General features: G+C 47.1%; 24 protein-coding genes. 1 reads left to right on the forward strand and 23 read right to left on the reverse strand.

Annotation, left to right across the window (positions count from 1 at the left end; all coding sequences use genetic code 11):
• Positions 1–104 precede the first annotated feature (104 nt).
• From recN to spoIIIAA, 23 genes are all read right to left on the reverse strand, one after another.
• Positions 105–1823, reverse strand: coding sequence for a DNA repair protein RecN (recN, locus tag MHI48_RS19915; RefSeq protein WP_076318963.1), 1719 nt, complete (start codon positions 1821–1823; stop codon positions 105–107).
• Positions 1824–2100: 277 nt separating this feature from the next.
• Complete coding sequence (gene ahrC, locus MHI48_RS19920) at positions 2101–2550, reverse strand: transcriptional regulator AhrC/ArgR (RefSeq protein WP_017687604.1); 450 nt, start codon at positions 2548–2550, stop codon at positions 2101–2103.
• A gap of 84 nt (positions 2551–2634) precedes the next feature.
• Positions 2635–3120, reverse strand: a complete 486-nt coding sequence (locus MHI48_RS19925) for a hypothetical protein (protein WP_036614357.1) — start codon at positions 3118–3120, stop codon at positions 2635–2637.
• An 84-nt stretch (positions 3121–3204) separates the two neighbouring features.
• Positions 3205–4050 (reverse strand): TlyA family RNA methyltransferase, encoded by an 846-nt coding sequence (locus tag MHI48_RS19930; RefSeq protein ID WP_036614359.1) that lies wholly within the window; start codon positions 4048–4050, stop codon positions 3205–3207.
• A gap of 22 nt (positions 4051–4072) precedes the next feature.
• On the reverse strand, positions 4073–5980 hold the full coding sequence (dxs, locus tag MHI48_RS19935; protein WP_036614362.1) for a 1-deoxy-D-xylulose-5-phosphate synthase: 1908 nt from the start codon (positions 5978–5980) through the stop codon (positions 4073–4075).
• Positions 5981–6263: 283 nt separating this feature from the next.
• Positions 6264–7187 carry a polyprenyl synthetase family protein gene (locus MHI48_RS19940; RefSeq protein ID WP_083669823.1) on the reverse strand — a complete coding sequence of 308 codons (924 nt, stop codon included), beginning with the start codon at positions 7185–7187 and terminating at the stop codon, positions 6264–6266.
• A complete protein-coding gene (gene xseB / locus MHI48_RS19945; protein ID WP_017687599.1) occupies positions 7162–7419 on the reverse strand; it encodes an exodeoxyribonuclease VII small subunit in 258 nt (85 codons plus the stop codon). Before xseB ends, MHI48_RS19940 begins: the two co-directional genes overlap by 26 nt.
• Entirely contained in the window at positions 7409–8773 is a 1365-nt protein-coding gene (xseA, locus tag MHI48_RS19950; RefSeq protein WP_076318962.1) for an exodeoxyribonuclease VII large subunit, read from the reverse strand. The genes xseB and xseA overlap by 11 nt, the downstream gene beginning before the upstream one ends.
• A gap of 10 nt (positions 8774–8783) precedes the next feature.
• Complete coding sequence (folD, locus tag MHI48_RS19955; protein ID WP_017687597.1) at positions 8784–9641, reverse strand: bifunctional methylenetetrahydrofolate dehydrogenase/methenyltetrahydrofolate cyclohydrolase FolD; 858 nt, start codon at positions 9639–9641, stop codon at positions 8784–8786.
• Between the two features lie 117 nt (positions 9642–9758).
• Entirely contained in the window at positions 9759–10211 is a 453-nt protein-coding gene (nusB, locus tag MHI48_RS19960; RefSeq protein WP_017687596.1) for a transcription antitermination factor NusB, read from the reverse strand.
• Between the two features lie 222 nt (positions 10212–10433).
• On the reverse strand, positions 10434–10667 hold the full coding sequence (locus tag MHI48_RS19965; RefSeq protein ID WP_017687595.1) for a DUF2273 domain-containing protein: 234 nt from the start codon (positions 10665–10667) through the stop codon (positions 10434–10436).
• A 14-nt stretch (positions 10668–10681) separates the two neighbouring features.
• Positions 10682–11221: an alkaline shock response membrane anchor protein AmaP gene (amaP, locus tag MHI48_RS19970; protein ID WP_017687594.1), complete on the reverse strand. Its 540-nt coding sequence runs from the start codon at positions 11219–11221 to the stop codon at positions 10682–10684.
• A gap of 146 nt (positions 11222–11367) precedes the next feature.
• The gene (locus MHI48_RS19975) at positions 11368–11778 is read right to left on the reverse strand and encodes an Asp23/Gls24 family envelope stress response protein (protein WP_017687593.1); all 411 of its coding nucleotides are present in this window, start codon (positions 11776–11778) and stop codon (positions 11368–11370) included.
• A 217-nt stretch (positions 11779–11995) separates the two neighbouring features.
• Entirely contained in the window at positions 11996–13339 is a 1344-nt protein-coding gene (gene accC / locus MHI48_RS19980; protein WP_036614375.1) for an acetyl-CoA carboxylase biotin carboxylase subunit, read from the reverse strand.
• Between the two features lie 55 nt (positions 13340–13394).
• Positions 13395–13859 (reverse strand): acetyl-CoA carboxylase biotin carboxyl carrier protein, encoded by a 465-nt coding sequence (accB, locus tag MHI48_RS19985; protein ID WP_076251231.1) that lies wholly within the window; start codon positions 13857–13859, stop codon positions 13395–13397.
• Between the two features lie 139 nt (positions 13860–13998).
• A complete protein-coding gene (locus MHI48_RS19990; protein WP_076251024.1) occupies positions 13999–14829 on the reverse strand; it encodes a SpoIIIAH-like family protein in 831 nt (276 codons plus the stop codon).
• 66 nt (positions 14830–14895) lie between these two features.
• Positions 14896–15534 carry a stage III sporulation protein AG gene (gene spoIIIAG, locus MHI48_RS19995; protein ID WP_036614381.1) on the reverse strand — a complete coding sequence of 213 codons (639 nt, stop codon included), beginning with the start codon at positions 15532–15534 and terminating at the stop codon, positions 14896–14898.
• Between the two features lie 15 nt (positions 15535–15549).
• Positions 15550–16380 (reverse strand): stage III sporulation protein AF, encoded by an 831-nt coding sequence (spoIIIAF, locus tag MHI48_RS20000; protein ID WP_076251022.1) that lies wholly within the window; start codon positions 16378–16380, stop codon positions 15550–15552.
• A gap of 31 nt (positions 16381–16411) precedes the next feature.
• Entirely contained in the window at positions 16412–17554 is a 1143-nt protein-coding gene (spoIIIAE, locus tag MHI48_RS20005; RefSeq protein ID WP_370511423.1) for a stage III sporulation protein AE, read from the reverse strand.
• Positions 17555–17622: 68 nt separating this feature from the next.
• Positions 17623–18012: a stage III sporulation protein AD gene (gene spoIIIAD / locus MHI48_RS20010; RefSeq protein ID WP_017687586.1), complete on the reverse strand. Its 390-nt coding sequence runs from the start codon at positions 18010–18012 to the stop codon at positions 17623–17625.
• A 32-nt stretch (positions 18013–18044) separates the two neighbouring features.
• Positions 18045–18248, reverse strand: a complete 204-nt coding sequence (gene spoIIIAC / locus MHI48_RS20015; protein ID WP_017687585.1) for a stage III sporulation protein AC — start codon at positions 18246–18248, stop codon at positions 18045–18047.
• A 29-nt stretch (positions 18249–18277) separates the two neighbouring features.
• Positions 18278–18796, reverse strand: a complete 519-nt coding sequence (gene spoIIIAB / locus MHI48_RS20020) for a stage III sporulation protein SpoIIIAB (RefSeq protein WP_036614389.1) — start codon at positions 18794–18796, stop codon at positions 18278–18280.
• On the reverse strand, positions 18789–19793 hold the full coding sequence (gene spoIIIAA, locus MHI48_RS20025; protein ID WP_036614390.1) for a stage III sporulation protein AA: 1005 nt from the start codon (positions 19791–19793) through the stop codon (positions 18789–18791). The genes spoIIIAB and spoIIIAA overlap by 8 nt, the downstream gene beginning before the upstream one ends.
• A gap of 264 nt (positions 19794–20057) precedes the next feature.
• Here spoIIIAA and MHI48_RS20030 point away from each other — a divergent pair, with 264 nt between their 5' ends.
• Complete coding sequence (locus MHI48_RS20030) at positions 20058–20807, forward strand: 2-phosphosulfolactate phosphatase (RefSeq protein WP_076251020.1); 750 nt, start codon at positions 20058–20060, stop codon at positions 20805–20807.
• Positions 20808–20851: the final 44 nt, after the last annotated feature.

A 20851-nucleotide genomic window follows, 5' to 3' on the forward strand; every position in this document is an offset into this window, starting at 1 on the left:
TTTGCTTCTTTCGCTTGACGAAAGGTGGTCGCCAATTGCGTACCTATAAGATAACCTCGCCCCCAGGCTTTTATTACTGTCAATCATTACGCCAGCCGTCCGTTTCACCCTTTTTTGGCTTCCGCCAAATTCAGCATTTCCTGTGCGTGATGCAGCGTTTTTTCTGTAATTTCCACGCCGCCCAGCATACGTGCCAATTCCTTCACTCTGCCTTCGTCTGACAGCGATTCCACCTGCGTCATTGTCCGTCCATCGTAGACATGTTTCTCAATGAGATACTGATGATCTGCCATACAAGCCACTTGTGGTAAGTGAGTTATTGAGAAAACCTGACAAGTCGAAGACAAACGGAACAGTTTTTCCGCAATGGATTGAGCTGCTCTACCGCTAACTCCGGTATCAACTTCATCAAAAATCAACACAGGTATCCGGTCATGTCGCGCAAAGATACTCTTCATCGCCAGCATCATTCTCGACAACTCACCACCTGAAGCAATTTTGCCAAGTGGTCGTAATGGCTCGCCCGGGTTTGGTGAGATTAGGAATTCCGCATTGTCCGCACCATGACGATTCAGACGAATACGACGTCCATTCCATTCAATCCCCTTTGGATCTTCGAAAGGAGTAATTTGAACACGCAGTGTAGTCCGCTCCATTTGCAGATCCTTGAGTTCGCTTTCCACCTGTGCAGCAAGTTCCTCGGCGCATTGTTTGCGAACCTTGCTGAGCTCTTCAGCAGACTCCATCACAAGGTTAAGCATTTTGTCACGTTCAGCTCGCAATTTCTCCAGCCGTTCGTCCTTGTTCTCCAGTTGGTCGGTTTCATGGCTAATCTGATCATAATAACTCAGAATAAGTTCAACACTGTCCCCGTATTTCCGTCTGAGGCCAGAAATCAGATTCAGCCTTTGCTCCACTTCTTCCAGCCTTGCCGGATTAAATTCAATCTTCTCCCGGTAATCCCTTAACTGAAATGTCGCATCTTCCAATTGATAAAATGCAGATTGTAGCTGTTCTACGATTGGTTGCAGTCCTTTGCTATCATATCCAGAAATGTCTTCAATTCTTGAAAGAGCAATGCTCACAGCTTCAAGTCCGCGTTGACCACTGAGCAGATCATATGCACCAGCAACACTGTCCATCATTTTCTCACTATGGGATAGTTTGACCCGTTCTTCCCCGAGTAATTCATCCTCGCCTTGTGTAAGGCTTGCTGCTGCGATCTCCTCAAGCTGAAAGCGATACATGTCCAAGAGTTGATATGCCCGCTGACTGGACTCCTGAAGGGCACGCAGTTCTTTTTCCGCCGTGATAAACTTGCTGTAGCGCTCCTGGTACTTTGCTTTGATCGGTCCGATGACTTCCGAGCCATAAGTATCGAGAAGCCCCAGATGGCTCTCAGCGCGTAGCAAACTCTGATGTTCATGTTGTCCATGAATATTGATCAGCTTCTCGCCTACTTCCCGTAGCATGGTCAGATTGACCAATTGCCCATTAATGCGGGACGTACTTTTCCCCTGCGTGTTCAGTTCACGTCGAATAACCAGATGCTCTTCAGGCTCACAATGGATACCCAGCTTCTCTAATGTCTGCCATACCGGATGACTCTGCTCCATCTCGAACAAGGCTTCCATCTCTGCCTTATCACAACCGTACCGGATCAAATCAGCTGAACTTCGTCCACCAGCAATTAAGCCAAGTGCATCTATAATAATCGACTTACCTGCACCCGTTTCCCCTGAAAGTACATGGAATCCCGGATGGAATACAACGTCCACTTCTTCCACCACAGCCAGATTACGAATCGATAACGTAACTAACATCTGCAAAAACACCTCCGGATGACTAACTCAGATATTATGTTTTTGAACCATTGATTCAAGAGGTTGTTCAAAAAGTCCGCTTTTGATTACGAAGGATGCCTGGTGGCATCATCAGCATCGAATATGGAATTCAGCCGAAATAAGTGGGATGCTTACGAAGTATGTTTCCTTCGGAAACATTGCAGTTGCTCACGTAGTTTCCCTACGCCCCGCTACTCCATTTCTAGCTTCATCCCATCTTCTCGGTACTGAAAACCAATCTTTTTGAACACGCACTTTAAGCAATATAACCCATGATTCGCTCAATAACGGTCACACTGTTACCTTCAGTCCGGCAGATAATCAGAATGGTGTCATCTCCACAGATCGTGCCCATGACTTCATTCCACTCAATATTATCAAGCAAAGCTGCAATGGAGTTGGCTGTTCCGGGCAAACATTTCATCACAACCAGATTGTTTGTGTGATCAATGTGCAAGAAGTTGTCAACGAGTGCACGCTTCAACTTTTGAATCGGATTATATCGTTGATCTGTCGGTAAAGAGTACTTGTATCTTCCGTCATCCATCGGAATCTTGATTAACAGAAGTTCCTTGATATCCCGAGATACCGTCGCTTGAGTCACCTGAAAACCTGATTTGCGCAGTGCTTCAACCAGATCATCCTGGGTCTCAATTTCATTTTGACTAATGATTTCACGAATCTTGATGTGCCTTTGTCCTTTCATATATGCCTCCAGTTAGATGTATTGCAATAAAGCAGCATTTGTAATTCGCCGCAGACTTTGCCCTGCAATGTTCATTCTTTTATATTAGTCCAGATCATCCCCGTCATACACATCTTCCTGATAGTCCATGAGCCTGATTAACTTAATATCGGAATCCTCCACGTCAACATACAGCAATCCTTCACAGCCAGGATATAACAACAGATAATTGAGGAAGCGATCCCTTAGCGCAGGGCCGGTCATATCGATTGGCTGTCTGCGACGAGACGTTTTCACGAGGTATCTGAGATCCTCACGTTCTGCAACATAATCAATGAATAATCTGCTGTAATAAACGGATTCATTGGCCTCAAAAGCCAGAGGGACTTTCATTTTGCCACCGATAACTTCGTAGCCCTGTGCTTCAAGCAAATCCAAGGCCGGGGAATCTTGAATCTTCACGTTCAGTTGCATTCCAGACAAGCTTACCGGCGTCGGTCGGTTCACCCAATTACGCAAGCCAAAGAACAGCCACAAGATCAAACAGACAGCAAGTACACCTATAAAGATTGTGTCATATTGACCATCCATTATCGCTCACCTCGAAGACATATTCGAGGTTCAGTAATGATTTCCCTTTACGTCAATCACCTTTCCAGCGAAAAGAAACCCATCTTATGATGAGTTTCCCGTAAATGTATGAGCTGCTTCCTTTGCAACTTGCTCCGCAAGTGCGTCAAGTGAAGCTGGATCGATCTCTGGTTGTGTTGCCTCTGGTGCTTCCAGACGCCAATGTGCGAGAAATTCTATATTACCTTCTCCACCGGTTATCGGTGAAAAAGTTAAACTCTGCAGATGTAAACCAAGTTGACTGGAGAAATGAAGCATTGTCTGCAATACATCCTTGTGTACCTTCGTATCACGTACCACACCGGACTTGCCTACTTTTTCACGCCCTGCCTCAAATTGAGGTTTAATCAATGCAACGATATCTGCAGGTTGTTTCAAAAGAGCCAGAAGTGGCGGCAATATGATTCGCAGTGAAATGAACGACACATCAATGCTCGCAAAGTTCGGCACGGGTCCCGTCAGATCTTCAGGAGTCACATAGCGGAAATTAGTTCGTTCCATAACAGTAACTCGCTCATCATTACGCAAAGACCAGTCGAGCTGATTATAGCCCACATCAATAGCGTAGACGTGAGATGCGCCATGCTGAAGTGCACAATCCGTAAATCCACCGGTGGATGAACCAATGTCGAGCATGACAAGTCCATTCATATCAAGGTCGAAATGACGGATCGCTTTTTCGAGCTTCAATCCGCCTCTGCCGACGTAGGGATGTACCGAGCCTTTAACTTTCAGCTCGGCTTCCCTTGGAATTTTCATGCCCGCCTTTTCGATCGGCTCATTATTGGCATATACCAGTCCAGCCATGATTGCAGCTTTTGCCTTCTCACGACTTTCATAATAGCCCTGCTCAACCAGCAGAACATCAATTCGTTCTTTCGGGAGTGACATGTCTGTCTCCTATCATGTAAATTTACGAAGGAAAACGTGTTTTGGGTATGCCGTAAGATGATTGAACAGCCATCTTGCGCAGTTCAGCACATACATTTTCAACGGTAAGACCCACTTCCTCACGTTGTTCCTTAATACTGCCATGCTCGATGAAGCGATCCGGAATCCCCATCAATTGTACATGAACATCATGCAGTCCCTGCTCTGCATAAAACTCCAGAACTGCACTACCCATGCTACCTGCTTGAGATGTTTCTTCAAGTACAATCAATTTGGTGCCTCGAACAGCTAAATCACGCAACATTTGCTCGTCAAGAGGTTTCAGGAAGCGAGCGTTGATTACGCCTGCTGTGATACCTTCCCGCTTCACCATCTCTGCTGCTTCTTCTGCAAGCTGCACCATCGAACCTGAAGCGATGACAGCATATCCCTCGGATGGACGCAGTTGCTCCCATGATCCGATTGGAATCGGAACAAGTACATCATCCAAAGGTACACCGACCACATTGTTTCGTGGATAACGGTAAGCAATTGGACCTTCATTATAATCAAGCGCCGTTTTCATCATATGACGCAATTCATTTTCGTCTTTTGGCATCATCAGAACGATATTTGGAATATGGCGCATAAATGCCACATCGTATACCCCTTGATGTGTTTCCCCATCCGGACCAACAAACCCCGCACGGTCAATAGCAAACATCACGTTGGCGTTATGACGGCAAATATCATGTACAATCTGATCATAAGCACGTTGCATAAACGTAGAATACACGGCAAAGACCGGCTTCAAACCTTCCATAGCCAGTGCAGCACACATGGTCGCCGCGTGCTGTTCTGCAATACCTACGTCAATCATGCGATCGGGAAATTCCTTACTGAACGGAATAAGACCTGATCCTGTAGGCATTGCTGGCGTTACCGCTACGACCCGCTTATCCTGCTTCGCAAGATCAATTAACGTTTGACCAAACACTTCCGTGTACATCGGTTTTCCGACTGCCTTCAGCACTTGACCGGATTCAATTTTGTACGGAGAAATCCCGTGCCACTTGTGCGAATCGGCTTCTGCTGGCTGATAACCTTTGCCTTTGGTCGTGAGCACGTGAACGAGTACAGGACCATCAACGTTATCTGCCTGTTTGAAGGTTTCGATCAATTTGGGAATATCGTGCCCATCAATCGGTCCCAAATACGTGAAGCCCAGTTCTTCGAAAAGAACACCTGGTACCATCATATATTTGACACTATCTTTGATCCAGCTTGCCGATTTGGCCAAACGGTCCCCAATAGCTGGAATTTTTTTAAGCATCCCCTCGACATCATCTTTTGCTTTCAGATAATGACGATCCGAACGAATCTTGCTCAAATATTTATGCATGGCCCCAACGTTTGGAGCAATGGACATTTCATTATCATTCAGAATAACCATCAGTTTTCTCTGCTCATGACCAATATGATTGAGAGCCTCAAAAGCCATACCACCTGTAAGCGCTCCATCACCAATCATCGCGATGACTTGGTTGTCCTCACCTTTCAGATCACGTGCAAGGGCCATCCCCATCGCAGCGGACAATGAAGTACTGCTGTGTCCAGCTTCCCATACATCATGTTCACTTTCGTTGCGTTTGACAAACCCGCACAGACCGTTATGTTGACGCAATGTATCAAAGCGATCCATACGTCCTGTCAGGACTTTATGCACATAAGCCTGATGCCCTACATCAAAAATCATTTTGTCTGCTGGACTGTTATAACAGTAATGCAGGGCTACCGTGAGCTCAACCACGCCTAAGTTGGGTGCGAGATGCCCACCTGTAACAGACAGTTTCTCAATCAGAAACTGCCGGATCTCTGCCGACAAAAGGGCAAGATCATCCTGAGACATCGACTTTAGATCACTGGGTTGTTTAATTTGTGGAAGCAGCACGAGAATCTCCCCGCTTTCCTAGATTGTTTAGTTATTGTTGTAAATCGATATATACATTATGAATCAAATGACATTAAATCATTATAACATAAAAGAACAAGAATCATAATTTACTGCACTATACTCCCGATAACGAGCATTCTCGCCAGCAAGTTATTTAAAATTCTTCTCCATATGTATTCACGCATCCACTCGGGACAGACTTTTTCCATCCACTCGGAAAAAGAACATTACATTCATTACACGGTTACATAGATTTTGAAACAGACCGCTCCGTCAGAATCTAATGGTCACGACTCATCAGGTAATCTGCAATTTCCAACAATCTGGATGCATCAGGTAACTCGGCTCTTTCAAGTGCGTCTTTTGCAGATTGGGTAAGGGATTTCACTTCATCTACAGAAGCCTCCATGCCAATAAAATAAGGATATGTTACCTTCTGTTGATTCACATCGCTCTGTGTTTTCTTGCCCATCTTCTGCTCGTCACCCGTCAGGTCGAGAATATCATCCTGAATCTGAAATGCCAGCCCCAGATCACGGCCAAACACACGTAAGGCTTCCAATTGTCCTTCCGTTGCTCCACCAATTCGTGCTCCAGCAATGAGTGAGAAAACAATCAGATCACCCGTTTTGTGCAAATGGATATATTGGAGCTGTGAAAGATCGGTCATGCCTTGCTCGCCTTCCATATCCGCGACTTGGCCGCCGACCATACCTCTTGCTCCAGCAAGTTCGGACATGTCCTCTACGATGGACAGCAACGCATCTGCCGCTACACCGCTACGGCGTCCAGCTTGAACAATGCTATAAAAAGCATGGGTTAACAGCGCATCGCCTGCCAATATGGCTGTTGCCTCACCATATACCTTATGATTCGTTAATTTTCCCCTGCGGTAATCATCATTATCCATAGCAGGCAGGTCGTCGTGGATCAGTGAATACGTATGAACCATCTCCACGGCGCAGGCTACCGGCATTGCAGCTGTACGCTGTGCACCGAAGGCTTCCGCCGCAGCAACGACCAGAAGAGGACGAAGGCGTTTGCCTCCGGCCATGAGTGAGTACTGCATCGCATCCGTCAACGATTGGGGTACATCCCAGTGATCGGGAAGCGTGTGTTTCAACGCTTCTGTCACCGCAGCTGTGACCTCTTCGAGGTACACTTGAAACGAAGGACGATTACTCATGGACTTCACCGCTCTCATCGTCAGCAGTTCCGAAAGGCTTCTTGCGAAGCTCTCCATCTTCTTCTACGATCATCTCGATCTTGCGTTCCACTTGTTCCAGCTTAAGACCGCAAAGTTGCGAAAGTTTCATCCCGCGTTGAAACAGATCGATGGCCTGTTCCAACGGAACATCACCATGTTCCAGCTGACCTACGATGTCTTCCAATGCCGCCATTGCCTCTTCAAAATTCAATTCCGGTTCATTCGCCATGGGTATTGTCGTCCTCCTTCATTCCCCAAACCTGACAGTCCAGCTGTCCGTCTGTTAATTTAATCTTAATTGAATCTCCAGGCTGTACATCTTTCGTTGACTTGATCAATCGCTGTTCCTGCTCGTCATAGACAAGGCTGTATCCCCGTGACATGACTTTGAGTGGGCTAAGCGCATCCAGATGCCGCACAGATGATTTCCACTGTTGCTGCTTCGATCTGGCTATAGACCTGATCGCAAGTTCCAGTTGTCTGCGTGCTGCCGCATTCTCACGGCGTGCTACATTGACCTGCTCACGAGGATTGAATCGTTGCAGTGCTGCCCGCAGACGCTCCTGCTTCTCTCCTGTCCATTTCATACGTGTATCGACTGTTCTCAAAAGACGTTGGTGCATCATATCCAGTCGTTCCGTGTGCTGCATCAAGGTACGTCTTGGATGCACCAGCACTGGCGAACGCTGTAATCTTGCGAGCCGTTCACGTTTATGTACAGCACGCTGACGTAAGCTGTGCTGTAACTGGCGCTGACGTTGTCCGATCTGATCAAGCAACTCAGCTCTATTAGGTACAGCTAATTCAGCAGCTGCTGTAGGTGTAGCCGCACGCAAATCGGCTGCAAAATCAGCAATAGTGAAGTCCGTTTCGTGCCCAACCGCAGAAATGACAGGAATATCCGAAGCAATTATTGCTCTTGCCACAATCTCCTCGTTAAAGGCCCACAACTCCTCCAGTGAACCGCCTCCGCGTCCAACGATAAGTACATCGGCTTCTCCCATCCGGTTCAGGTTGCCAATCGCTTTGACAATGGAAGGTGCTGCACCCTTCCCTTGAACCAGAACAGGATATAAAACAACTTTGGCAGAAGGGTATCTGCGCTGGAGTGTGATCATAATGTCTCGCACCGCCGCTCCTGTCGGTGAAGTTACAACCCCGATGGTCTGTGGATAACGAGGGATCTGTCTTTTTCGAGAAGGTGAAAATAACCCTTCATCCTCAAGCTTTTTCTTCAGCTGTTCGTAAGCCAGATACAGACTTCCAATTCCGTCCGGCTGCATATGGGTAGCATAGAATTGATACTGCCCATCCCGTTCATACACCGAGACATTACCACGGGCAATAACCCTTGCACCCTCCTTCGGTACAAAGGGTAATCGCTGGTTATGGGACGCAAACATAATTGACTTGATCCGGCTGTCCTTGTCCTTCAATGTAAAATACATATGGCCGCTGGAGTGATGTGTGAAATTCGAAATCTCCCCGCGCAGCCAGACGTCCGACAGGACCTGATCCGATTCCAGTTTCATCCGGATGTATCGGTTCAGGTCTTTGATGGAGTAGATCTTTTGATCTGCCACAGACAAAACCCTAGGCCAATCCGTGAGCGCGCTTGGCAGCGATCAATGTATTTTGCATCAGCATTGTGATTGTCATCGGACCAACACCGCCAGGAACGGGTGTAATTGGACCAGAAACTTCTTTCACACTCTCGAAATCAACGTCTCCTGCCAGTTTGCCATTCTCCAAACGGTTCATGCCGACATCGATAACAACAGCACCTGGTTTCACAAAATCAGCATCCACAAAATTAGCACGGCCGATGGCTACAACTAAAATGTCCGCCTGACGTGTAATTTCTTTCATGTTGGCTGTACGGGAATGACACATGGTTACCGTCGCATTCTCACGTTGGAGCAACAGCGATACCGGTTTGCCAACGATGTTGCTTCTTCCGATAACCACTGCATGTTTACCGGACATTTCCAGTCCAGTACGTTTGATCAGTTCAATTACACCCGCTGGGGTACATGGAAGCAGACTATCGTCTCCAATTACGAGATTACCAACATTGACTGGATGGAATCCGTCTACGTCTTTATCCACGGCAATCGCATCAATGACCGCTTTCTCTTCGATGTGTTTCGGTAGTGGAAGTTGAACCAAAATTCCGTTAATGGATTGTTGATTGTTCAGCTTGTCCACCAGCGCAAGCAGATCTTCTTGGGACGTATCTGCATCCAAGCGATGCACTTCGGAGTAGAAACCGAGGTCGTGACATGCTTTTTCTTTATTACGCACATATACTTGGGATGCCGGATCTTCCCCGACGAGCACAACAGCCAGACCAGGTACTACCCCCTGTTCGCTAAGCTGTTTTACTTCTGTTGTCATGCTTGCGCGGATCTCTTGGGATACTTCTTTACCGTTAATAATAGATGCTGTCATTGTACTCTCTCTCCCTTATGTGAATATAAATTTAGAGGTTGTTCAAAAAGCCCGCTTTTGATTACGAAGGATACTGAAAACCGGTCTTTTTGAACACACACTATAATTAATCATAACTTAAGATAATTTTGCTTTAATCGCGTCAACTTCCTGAATCATGCGTCCAAGTACACCATTGACGAACTTGCCGGATTCTTCTGTACCAAAATATTTGGACAGTTCAATCGCTTCATTGACCGATACCTTTGCCGGAATGTCATCACGAAACACCATTTCATACGTTGACAGTCGTAGAATCTGGCGATCTACACGTGATAGACGGCTGATCTGCCAACCTTTCAAATAATCCACAAGCAGCCCGTCAATGGCTTCCTTATTGTTCCAGGCTCCTTGTACAATCTCAGTAACATAAGTACGCATTACATCTGCATCGCGAATAACTACTTCGGTTTCATTATCTTCAGCAGCTTCATTGATTAACATGTTCACAGCTTCTGCTGCACCTACCTCATTCATTTCCATCTGATACAGACTTTGTACTGCAATTTCCCTTGCCAAACGTCTTTTCATGTCCTGCCTCCTGCAGCGCTCCGTCTGGAGCGTCATCATGCTTATTTTATAATCCATGCAACCATCTCATCAAATCCTGTATTGGATTGATCGATGACTTCCACGGTATTGTTATTGTTATCCCTTTTCACAAAAAAACCTGCAATACGTATCCTCCAAAAAACGGGCAACCTAAACTACAGTTCTATTTTCGGAAGAAACATATTGCAGGGTTCAGGTAGGTCACTTAAACGGACGCCAGCGATCGCCCAGCCATTGCCCCCACTCCCTCCAGGGAATAGACGAACCCAGCTTCGAATCGCTTCGTCTGCCTAACGTATAACCGATGAACACCAAGAGTGCAAAGAACAACATATCCCAAAAACCGATCCATACATAAAGAAATCCAAAAAAGATGCCGCCGATAATTCCGGTAATTCGGCCTCTGTGACTATCCCAAATCTCTTTCCACAGCATCAGTGAAACTCACCTCATTCCACTCGACTCTTGTAGTTAGGCGACTGGGTTACATTAGCGATATACACCGTGACAAAAGAAACCGGGATGCCCGTAATCTCTTGTACATGATCATGTATCGCCTTTTGCAGATCAGAAGTCAGCGCAGGAATAGGTGTCTCACCATCCACTACTGCACGGATCATAATCTCCAGTCCTGACTCAACCACACGTATGCGTGCCTTGACATCACGTACTCCCCGGAAACGGGAAGTTGCCTTCAAACAGAGATTCTCAATCGTCTCCATCGAAATCTGTACATCACCAAACTCAGTACGTTGATCTACAGACGGCAACGATGCACGCTCACGCCGAACCGAGATGTAGAAAAATCGCAAACTCAGGATAAACAAAATCGCTGCTGCAATAACCGACGCAACAATAACGTTTTGTTCCTGCTGGTAATTCAATTCGTAAGGCAGCACACCGCTAATCAGAAGAATGACGGCTGCCGATATTGCTCCAACGCTTATGCTGTATATAAACAACAGAAGCCGATCCAGTATTTTAGCCACGAACTGCACAGCCTCCCTTGCTCACTAACATTACTTAACCTGTTCACTAGCAAAAAATCAGATCCTCATCTAGCTTTCGCTATAATGAAGACCTGTCCAAGACGGGATAACCCCCGGCAGATGATGCCGGGGGAATCTGTCTTCTTTTATTTTACGCGCTGACTGTTCAGGTCGATCTCTTCCACTTTCTCGGTGCTCTTGAACTGAACGTCATGAATGTGCACATTCACTTCATTCACATTCAATCCTGTCATGTTCTCGATGGAACGTTTCACGTTCTGTTGAATCTCCGTAGCTACTTGTGGCAGACGGTATCCGTACTCGATAATTACGGAAACATCAACTGCAGCTTCACGTTGGCCCACTTCAACTTTAACGCCTTTGGAAAGGTTTTTGCGACCAAGCAATTCAGCAAATCCGCCAGCGAATCCGCCACTCATGCCTGCAACACCTTTCACTTCAAGGGTCGCCAATCCAGCAATCACTTCAATAACTTCAGGTGCGATCTGGATTTCACCGATATCCGTTCGTTCAAATTCAGTCGGTAGTGTACTCATAACTGTTCAACACACCTTTCGCGAGATAAGTTTGCGGCCATCCGTCAGGGCGCTGGACTCAGGTTAATCAACCTTCAGAACCCTTCCGGTCCGGCTTTACCGGAACTCCTGCAAACATCCGCGAGGTGCGGGCTTATCCTTTGCAGGAGACATGCGCTCTTATTATTCATACTATATCATTTGGGCTACATTATGACAAACAAGCCCAATATACCTTTTAAATCTCGTTTTCCTCAAGAAATTTGATATCAAAGTCACCGCGAATGAACGTTGGGTGCTCCAGCAATTTCTGATGGAAAGGAATAGTTGTAGATATGCCTTCAATCGCAAATTCCCCAAGCGCACGTTTCATCTTGGCAATCGCCTCTTCACGATTCGCTCCCCACACGATCAATTTTGCGATCATGGAGTCATAGAAAGGTGAAATGGTATAACCCGGATAAGCAGCACTATCTACACGAACGCCAGGTCCTCCCGGTGCAAGGTAGAATCCGATTTTGCCTGGTGATGGCATAAAGTTACGGTCCGGATCTTCTGCATTGATACGACATTCAATGGACCAGCCATTGATAACCACGTCTTCCTGACGGAATGAGAGTGGGTTGCCTTCAGCTACCGAGATCATCTCACGGATCAGATCCACGCCAGTAACCATCTCAGTCACCGGGTGCTCTACCTGAATACGCGTATTCATCTCCATGAAATAGAACTCGCCATTCGGGCTGAGCAGGAACTCCAATGTACCCGCTCCCGAGTAATCCACAGCAAGGGCAGCCCGTACCGCAGCTTCACCCATCAGTGTGCGCACATCTTCGGAGAGAATCGGACACGGAGCTTCTTCTACCAATTTCTGGCGACGACGCTGAACCGAACAATCACGCTCTCCCAAATGTGCTGCATTTCCGTGTTTATCAGCAATGATCTGAATTTCCACGTGTTTCATACCTGTCAGGAATTTCTCCAGATATACACCTGCATTGCCAAATGCCTTTTGTGCTTCCTGCTGAGCAGCGGTAATCTGCTTAATCAGCGTTTCTTCATCTTCGGCAATACGAATTCCCTTACCTCCGCCACCAGCAGTAGCTTTGATAATAATAGGATATCCGATATCTCTAGCAATCATGATGGCTTCATCCATATTTTCAACAAGGCCGTCTGATCCAGGAATAACAGGTACTCCTGCATCTTTCATCGTCTGTTTGGCAACAGCCTTGTCTCCCATTTTGGTAATGGCTTCGGGTGAAGGCCCGATGAATGTAATATTGCAAGACTCACAAATTTCCGCAAAATCAGCATTCTCCGCCAAAAAACCGTATCCAGGGTGGATTGCATCACATTCCGTCAGCGTAGCTACACTCATCAGGTTTGTGAAGTTGAGGTAACTGTCCTTAGACAGTGTCGGTCCGATACAATAAGCCTCATCTGCAAGACGAACATGCAGAGAATCCTTGTCCGCTTCCGAGTAGACGGCTACCGTTGAGATACCGATTTCACGGCAGGCACGAATAATACGTACCGCAATCTCTCCACGGTTCGCAATCAGTATTTTTTGAAATTTCATTTCGTTTTGTCCTCCTTCGAAGCTCATGCGGTTAGCTGTTAACCAGCTATAACGGTTATTCCGGTTTCACCAGGAAAAGGGGCTGCCCATACTCGACCAGCTGTCCGTTCTCAACCAGCACTTCAACGATTTCTCCCTTGATGTCCGCATCAAGCTCGTTCATCAGCTTCATAGCTTCGATGATACATACCGTTGTTTTCTCAACAACTTTATCACCAGCGCTCACAAAAGGACCCGCTTCCGGCGAGGAAGCTCTGTAAAAAGTACCTACCATCGGAGATACAATTTTATGTAAATGACTTGTAGTATCGACCTGCGGTGCAGCTTCACTTACCACTGCTGCCGGCTGTACTTGCGGAGCAGCAATCATTTGCGGTTGCACAGCAGTTGCTTGAACATACTCCGTTTTGCCCGGTTTGCGGATTGATAACCGTGATCCTTCATTTTCAATTTCCAACTCTTGAACGGAACTTTCATCTACCAGTTTAATCAGTTCTTTGATTTCACTCAATTTAAACATTTCCATTATTCACTCCTTCGGCATCATGCCAGTCTCACTAGGACGGTCATATGGCTTTATGTATTATATCATAATCATTAAAAATGGAAAGAGCCCGAGAGTGCAACCAGCTCCCGGGACTGCATTTCCATGATTTGGATTACTGTTCTGTGACGTATTGCACGCTGATTTTGTTCTGTGAAACCGCCAATTCTTTCATGACCAGATCCACAATGGATACCGCCTGTTTTACATCCAGTTTGTCACTGAGGACCACAACCTTATACTTGTCGGAATCTTCTTGAACGATCGCATTAGCGTACTGTTGAGAGAGCGTCTCCTCAATGCCAGTGATTTTAGCTTCTTTTTCTTCCAGTGTACGGAGTTGCTCGGTTGCTTTGGCATTCTCCTCTGGCGTTTTGCTCAGATCACCTGCCACGGTCATCAGTTCCTCATACTTACGATTGTTGCTTTCCTCACGTTGCCACTGGTAGTTCTGGAACTGGCTGCTCGCAGATGCTGTCGTATTCTGCTCTTCCATTTCCTTGAGGACTTCCTCATCTGTCTTGGTTGCAGTGCCGCCTGCCTGACCGTCTGTCTCCGGTGTAGTTGTTGCGCCTTTGTCGGTCTCTTTGTTGGTTTCTTTACCTGTCTCACCCTTATTTTCGCCTGGTTCGACAGCAGGTGTTTTCTCTGTATTTCCAGCTTCTTTACCTTCCGTAGCCGATGGTTCCTCCACAGCGCCAACCGCACTTGGATCACTTTCAACTTCGCCGCTATTCACCACTTCATTTACAACCAAACCTTCTGTAGGATCAAGAATGCCTGCCGTCTCCTTTGCTTCCCCCTGCTTGATTCCATCCACTTGCTGACTGTCAGCCACCGGCGCGTTGACTGGACCGGAATCCTCAGTGAACAGATAATACGCGGACAAAATGACCATCAGACTCAGCATGGAAACGAGCCATACCGTTTGACGTTTGTTATTCATTAGAACTTCCTCCTCAAATTGGCTTCAATCTTATGAGAATTGAATCTTGTGATTCAACACATCAGATTAGTCTTGTTTGCGCGGTACAACCGAAATCCGGTAGGCTGCCACATTCAGTCCTTTTTCCACAGCATCGGTTATCAGGTCCTTCACAACCTTGTTCTCTGCACCCCTCGCAACCACAAGCACCCCACGGATCTGCGGTTTGAGCTTTTTGGTCACTATAGGTGTCTGATCCCCTGCTATTTCGTAAGTAATAATCTCGCCATCACGGGTATATTGCGTCATATGCCGTTTGCCCCCGCTAGCATCGGTTTCTTCGGTAAGTTGCTGAGAATCCTTCACGTTCCGCTGAACGACCAATTCTTCTGTGGAATCCACGGTAACCATCACATCAACCGTTCCCACACCAACAATGTTTTCCAGCACACCTTTGATTTTGTCTTCAAATGCAATTTCGATCGCCTGAAAAGGATTCTGTTCCGACGGATCACTCTGTATGGATGCCATGGATGTTGCCGGGTCCGGTGGTTCCCGACCGATATTTTCGGAATCAATTTTTTTGACATTGACGAAGGAATTGAACAGCATGATTCCCACCCCGATCAAACCCAGGATAATCAGCCAGCGGAAGGTTTGACTTCGCCTTGCCCCACCCTCTCCGCCACCCATCCAGGTTTCCATCTTTTTGAACCATTGTTTCATCGGACACCCTCCTTCTCAGAGCACTTCAGCACTTTTTGGTTCTGTCACTTGAACGTTGTTTGCATCAACATCCCACTTTTCAGTCAACAATGTAATAATCTGCACCGCATATTCGGACCTTGTGGATGTCTCACCTTGCTGCTTCGTCTCATCTGCTTGATCACGTATAACAGGCTCCGAAGACGCTTCATTTCCATCACGTTGCCCTCTACTCACATCAATCTGAACATCAGGCACTTCAATCTGACCGATCTGGATGGGCTGCTGTATTTGATGTGATTTATCCTTCTCGACTTCTGTGTCTGTTCCAAATATGGGTTGTGTGTTAGCAGCGACTTCTTGCTGCCCTGCCTTCACTTCTCCTTCTACACCCTCTCCGGCCATCTCGACCAACACACGCTGGATCACAGGCAGTTCGACTGATGAGGCAGCTTCCATCTCCGTTTCAAATTTACTCATGGTCAGCTGTACCTCTACGGACCGCACCTTGGCTCCTGTTGTTTCTTCAATCTGACCTTTCATGACATTAGCCAGTTCTTTGGCTGTCCATTGTAAGGATTGTTCCTGTTCATTGGATTGTAGCCGTTTGCCCTGAGCTAATATCTGTTCGAGTGTCGCATTCCCATTCGATGGAGCATCCATTGCAGACATTGCCCGTTTCAGTTCGCCAACCGGATCACTTTTGAGCAGCTTGGTTATGGGTGATAAAAGGGTCAGCAGGATGAGAAGGCTCAGCACAAGCTTGACATAACGTTCCATGGATCGATTGGGCAACAACATATCCACAAAAGTCGCCAGCAGAACGATCATAATCAAATCCTGGAGCCAGTTGCTCAGCCACCCCATCCTTTCCACCCCCTTTCTTGCCAACATACATTCAGCGCATCATGACAGTCAGATTGCCCGCGGTCAGCAAGATGGTAATGGCCAGGAAAAACATCAGCCCGACGGCTGCCAGCGCCGCAAATACGTAGATCATGCTCTTGCCGATGGCCTGGAGGCATCCTACAATCGGGGTGTCTCCTAGCGGTTGCATAATGGCACCAGTTACGTTGTATATCAAGGCAAGAGCCAGAATCTTGAGTGCCGGAAAGGCACATAGAAACAAAATGATGATCACTCCGGTGAGTCCAATTGCATTTTTGACAAGTAAAGAAGCTGTAATTACCGTATCCGTCGCATCCGCAAATGTTCTGCCCACGACAGGGACAAAGTTGCCTGCGATGTATTTGGCGGCCTTCAGGCTAACTCCATCCGCTACGGAGCCCGATGCTCCCTGAACCGAGATTACACCCAAAAACATCGTCAGCAGGATACCCAGCAGTGCCACACTAATATTGCGCAGGAGGTCTGCCAGCTGTGTCAGCTTGTACTTGTCAGACAATGAACTGACGAGATGCAGAACAGCTGAGAAGAAGAGTAACGGGAATACCAGCAAGTGAATCAACGTACTCACCAGATGAATCATGAAAATGATGAGTGGATGTGTCACCGAGACGGTGATGACATTACCCATGGACGCAAGCAGTGTGAATAACAAGGGAACCATGGCCATCATGAAGTTGATCATGCCGGTTATGGCATCCTTGGCGTATCCAATCGCCACACTGAAGCTGTTAATCGCAATAATGATGATGACCATATAACAGATGGAATAGGCGATTTTGCTAATATTATTTTTCTCAAATGCGGTCTGAAGTGTCTCCAGAATCATGCTGAGTACACTTAACATCACAATCGTGACCAGAAGTTTGCCATTATATAAAATTTCATGCAGCATGAAGGTTCCTATCGCTACAAACACCGATTTCAGGCTGAACCCTTCATTGCCGGGGATTAACATATCCATGAAGGAAGGGGTCTTCCCATCCGGGAAGAAACCACCGTATTGTTGCATCAGTTGATCCCAGTATTTCTCCACCTGATCCTTGGGAAGGTGATCGGCCTGCTGCTCCATCCACTCACCGGAAGGCGAGGTTGCAGTAACCTGTCCCAGGATACCAAACAGAAAACAGAGCATCAGCACAACCGTAAGGCGCCACTGCGGCTTAAGATGCATTGATTTCATATGAAGTCCGCACGCCCTTTCTACACCGGCATCAGCTTCATGACGGTTTCGATAATAATGCTGATGATCGGTATAGCAAGTACAAGGATCAGTACCTTACCAGCCAATTCGATCTTGGACGCAATGCTTTCTTGACCTGCATCCCTGACAATCTGTGCGCCAAATTCAGCGATGTACGCTATGCCAATAATTTTCAGCACCGTTTTCAGATAAATACTTTCCATGCCTGAATTCTCGGCAAGCCGCTTCAACACTTCGATGACTGCTCCGATTTTGCCAATCAACAACATGAAGATGACAATGCCGGTCGCGGCAGCAATCAGAAAGGCAAACATCGGTTTCTGTTCCTTAATGACCAGAATGAGCACTGTTGCGATGAGCGCCAAACCTACAACTTGGATAATTTCCACAGGTCACCACCATCCGGCTTCATGACCGTTTTTCATTGAAAAAGAAATATCGATTTGATCTCTTGTAGCAGGCTGTCCAGCATACGGACCACCATGAACAATACAACGACAAATCCGATTACGGTCACCCAGTGAGCCATATCTTCCTTTCCCATTTGTTTCAGTACCGTGTGAATCATGGCGATGATGATTCCGATACCCGCAATTTGAAAGATTGCGTTCACTTCTAGATTCATGACCTTGGCACCTCACTATCCCGGCTATTTCAGAAGATCAGAATGACGATTAACGCTCCGACAAGCATCCCGAGGCTTCGGCTCATTCGTTCATATTTCATTTGATCGGCCTGGGCGCGGGATTCCTCATGCATTAGTTGTTGAATGGCTAACGATATATGTTTGGTCTGATCCTGACGGTCACTTGTGCCAAGGCTGAAGCTTAATTGCAGCATCACTTCCTTCTCGTCAGCCTTCATGGCCGATCTTCCCCACGCCAGATCCACGCCTGACTGCAGACTTTCCCGGGCAGTGAGTCCATGAGGAGGTTCCATCTGTGTAGCTGCATGAAGAAACAACGTCTTTACAGGTTCTTTGGTCTGTGCTCCCATCTTCCCCATGGCATCGGGAAGTGGAGTGAGCCCATAGTTAATCTCCGTCATTAGTCGCTGGAGGGCTGCAATGAGTTCTCGCAACTGTCTCGGTCTTAATGCATACTGTCTGGCCTTGTAAAATCCGGCGAGGGTGCTGGCTAACAGAATAATTACCGCACCAAACATGTTAACCAAAGGCTTCACCTCCTGCCCCGGTCAGCTGCAACCCACGCATTTTGCCATCAGCCAGCCGAAAGGTCATGCCCCGGCTCGTCCGTTGCAGCTGGACATAACGTTGAAACATCTGCTCCGTAATTAAGGTTCTGAGGGCGGGTCTGGCCGACAGCTCCGATAGGTCACGGCCATGCGCAGTCGCAATCACTGAGACTCCTGCATGCAGGGCTTCCATCACAGCCTCGGCATCCTCCGGACGACCGATCTCGTCCACAATCAGGACATCGGGCGACATGGAGCGAAGCATCATCATCATGCCCTCAGCCTTCGGACAACCGTCCATCACATCTGTTCGGGGACCTACGTCGAAGCCAGGTACTCCTTTGTAGCTACCAGCGATTTCGGACCTTTCATCCACAATGCCCACTTTCAGACGTGGACGTATTCCCTGAACCAGTTCAGTTCCCCCTGTAAGCTTTGTACCACTACTAATTTGTCTCGCCAGATCTCGCAGCAACGTCGTTTTCCCTTGTTGTGGTGGTGATAGGATCAACGTGTGCAGGACCTGTCCGCTCTTCATATCGAGAAGATAAGGAAGGATACGATCAGCCACTCCATGTACCTCACGGGCTACGCGAACGTTAAACCCGTTGATGTCACGCAAGTATTCGACACGCCCACCGCTTAGTACCGTTCGTCCAGCAAGCCCGATTCGATGTCCCCCAGGTATGGTGATGAACCCTTTGCGCAGTTCCTCTTCCAATGTATAAAGTGAATGGTTACTGATCAGGTCCAGCAACCTGTGCGTCACTTCTTTCTGAGGAACATACGCTTCTTCAGGATTCCCGGTCGGACAACCTTGAGGTGTCAGGAAGTGGTATGTGTTGCCTGCATTAATCTCCAGGGGTCTGCCTTCACGAATACGTACTTCCTCCACTTGTTCCAATAGAGCGGGTGGCATTCTTCCAAGAATGGTTCGGATCGGTTCCGGAAAAAGTTCCCTCCAGTTCACCTTCATGAGTAGGCTCCTCCAACCTTGAGATCATTTGGTTCACACTTCTGGCGCTTGTTCATATCTCAAGTTTATGCCTGTACATTTAATTTATGACGCTGAAATCTATCAATTCTTCAGAATGCGGTTGAGAGTTGAAACCATAGATGCACCTTCTGTTCTAGGCACCCGTCTAGATGTGCATGCATATAGTAATTGCAGATAGGTAAGTTCCATTCCGGTTCAAAACAGAACTACCGATCCCCAGATACCAGAAAGGAGTTGTGGGGAGTGCGAGTTGATGTCGTTGGCAATGTGAATGAAGTACGTACCATTGATATTGCAGGGCGAAGTGCAGTTGTCATTGATGTATTGTGTACGACCAGTACGATTGTTACGGCTCTGGCGTATGACGCTTCGGCTGTGATTGCCGTAGAGACCGTTCCACAAGCCAAACAAATGGAAGTGAAAGATTGCATTCGAGGCGGGGAGCGTTTTGACAAAAAAATCACCGGATTCGAAGTGGGGAATTCCCCCTATGAATATATGACTGCAGGCATTGCAGATAAAACAATCATTCTAACCACAACCGATGGAACACGAGCTTTGATCAAGGCTTCCAAGGGGAAACATGTATTCGCTGGTTCATTTCTCAATGTGCAGGCTGTTGCAGCAGCTCTATGTGAACTTCAACGAGATGTATTGCTGTTATGTGCGGGGAACCAGGATGAATTTGCTCTGGAGGACGGCTTGTGTGCTGGATGTATCATCGATGAACTGCACCGTCAATCCTGTTCTCCCCTCCAACTTAACGATCTCGGCATAGTGCTTCATCAGGCGGTATCCCAACGTAGTGAGAGCATCCCGGAGTTGGTCCAGGGGTCTGTTAGCGGGCGGAGGCTTGAAAAGTTAGGCAGAGTTCATGATATTTCGTATTGTTCTCAATTAAACCTGCTGGATTGTGTTCCCGAGATGGGGGAGGGGAACCGCATGCAGCCTTATAGAGGCATACGCGGGGGAAAGATGTTCAAGTTGATGTGAGAATTGCCATGAGAAAAACAAATAAGGTGTACTGCTGCCCGTTG

The sequence above is a fragment of the Paenibacillus sp. FSL H7-0942 genome (assembly GCF_045040715.1).
Classification (GTDB): Bacteria; Bacillota; Bacilli; order Paenibacillales; family Paenibacillaceae; genus Paenibacillus; species Paenibacillus amylolyticus.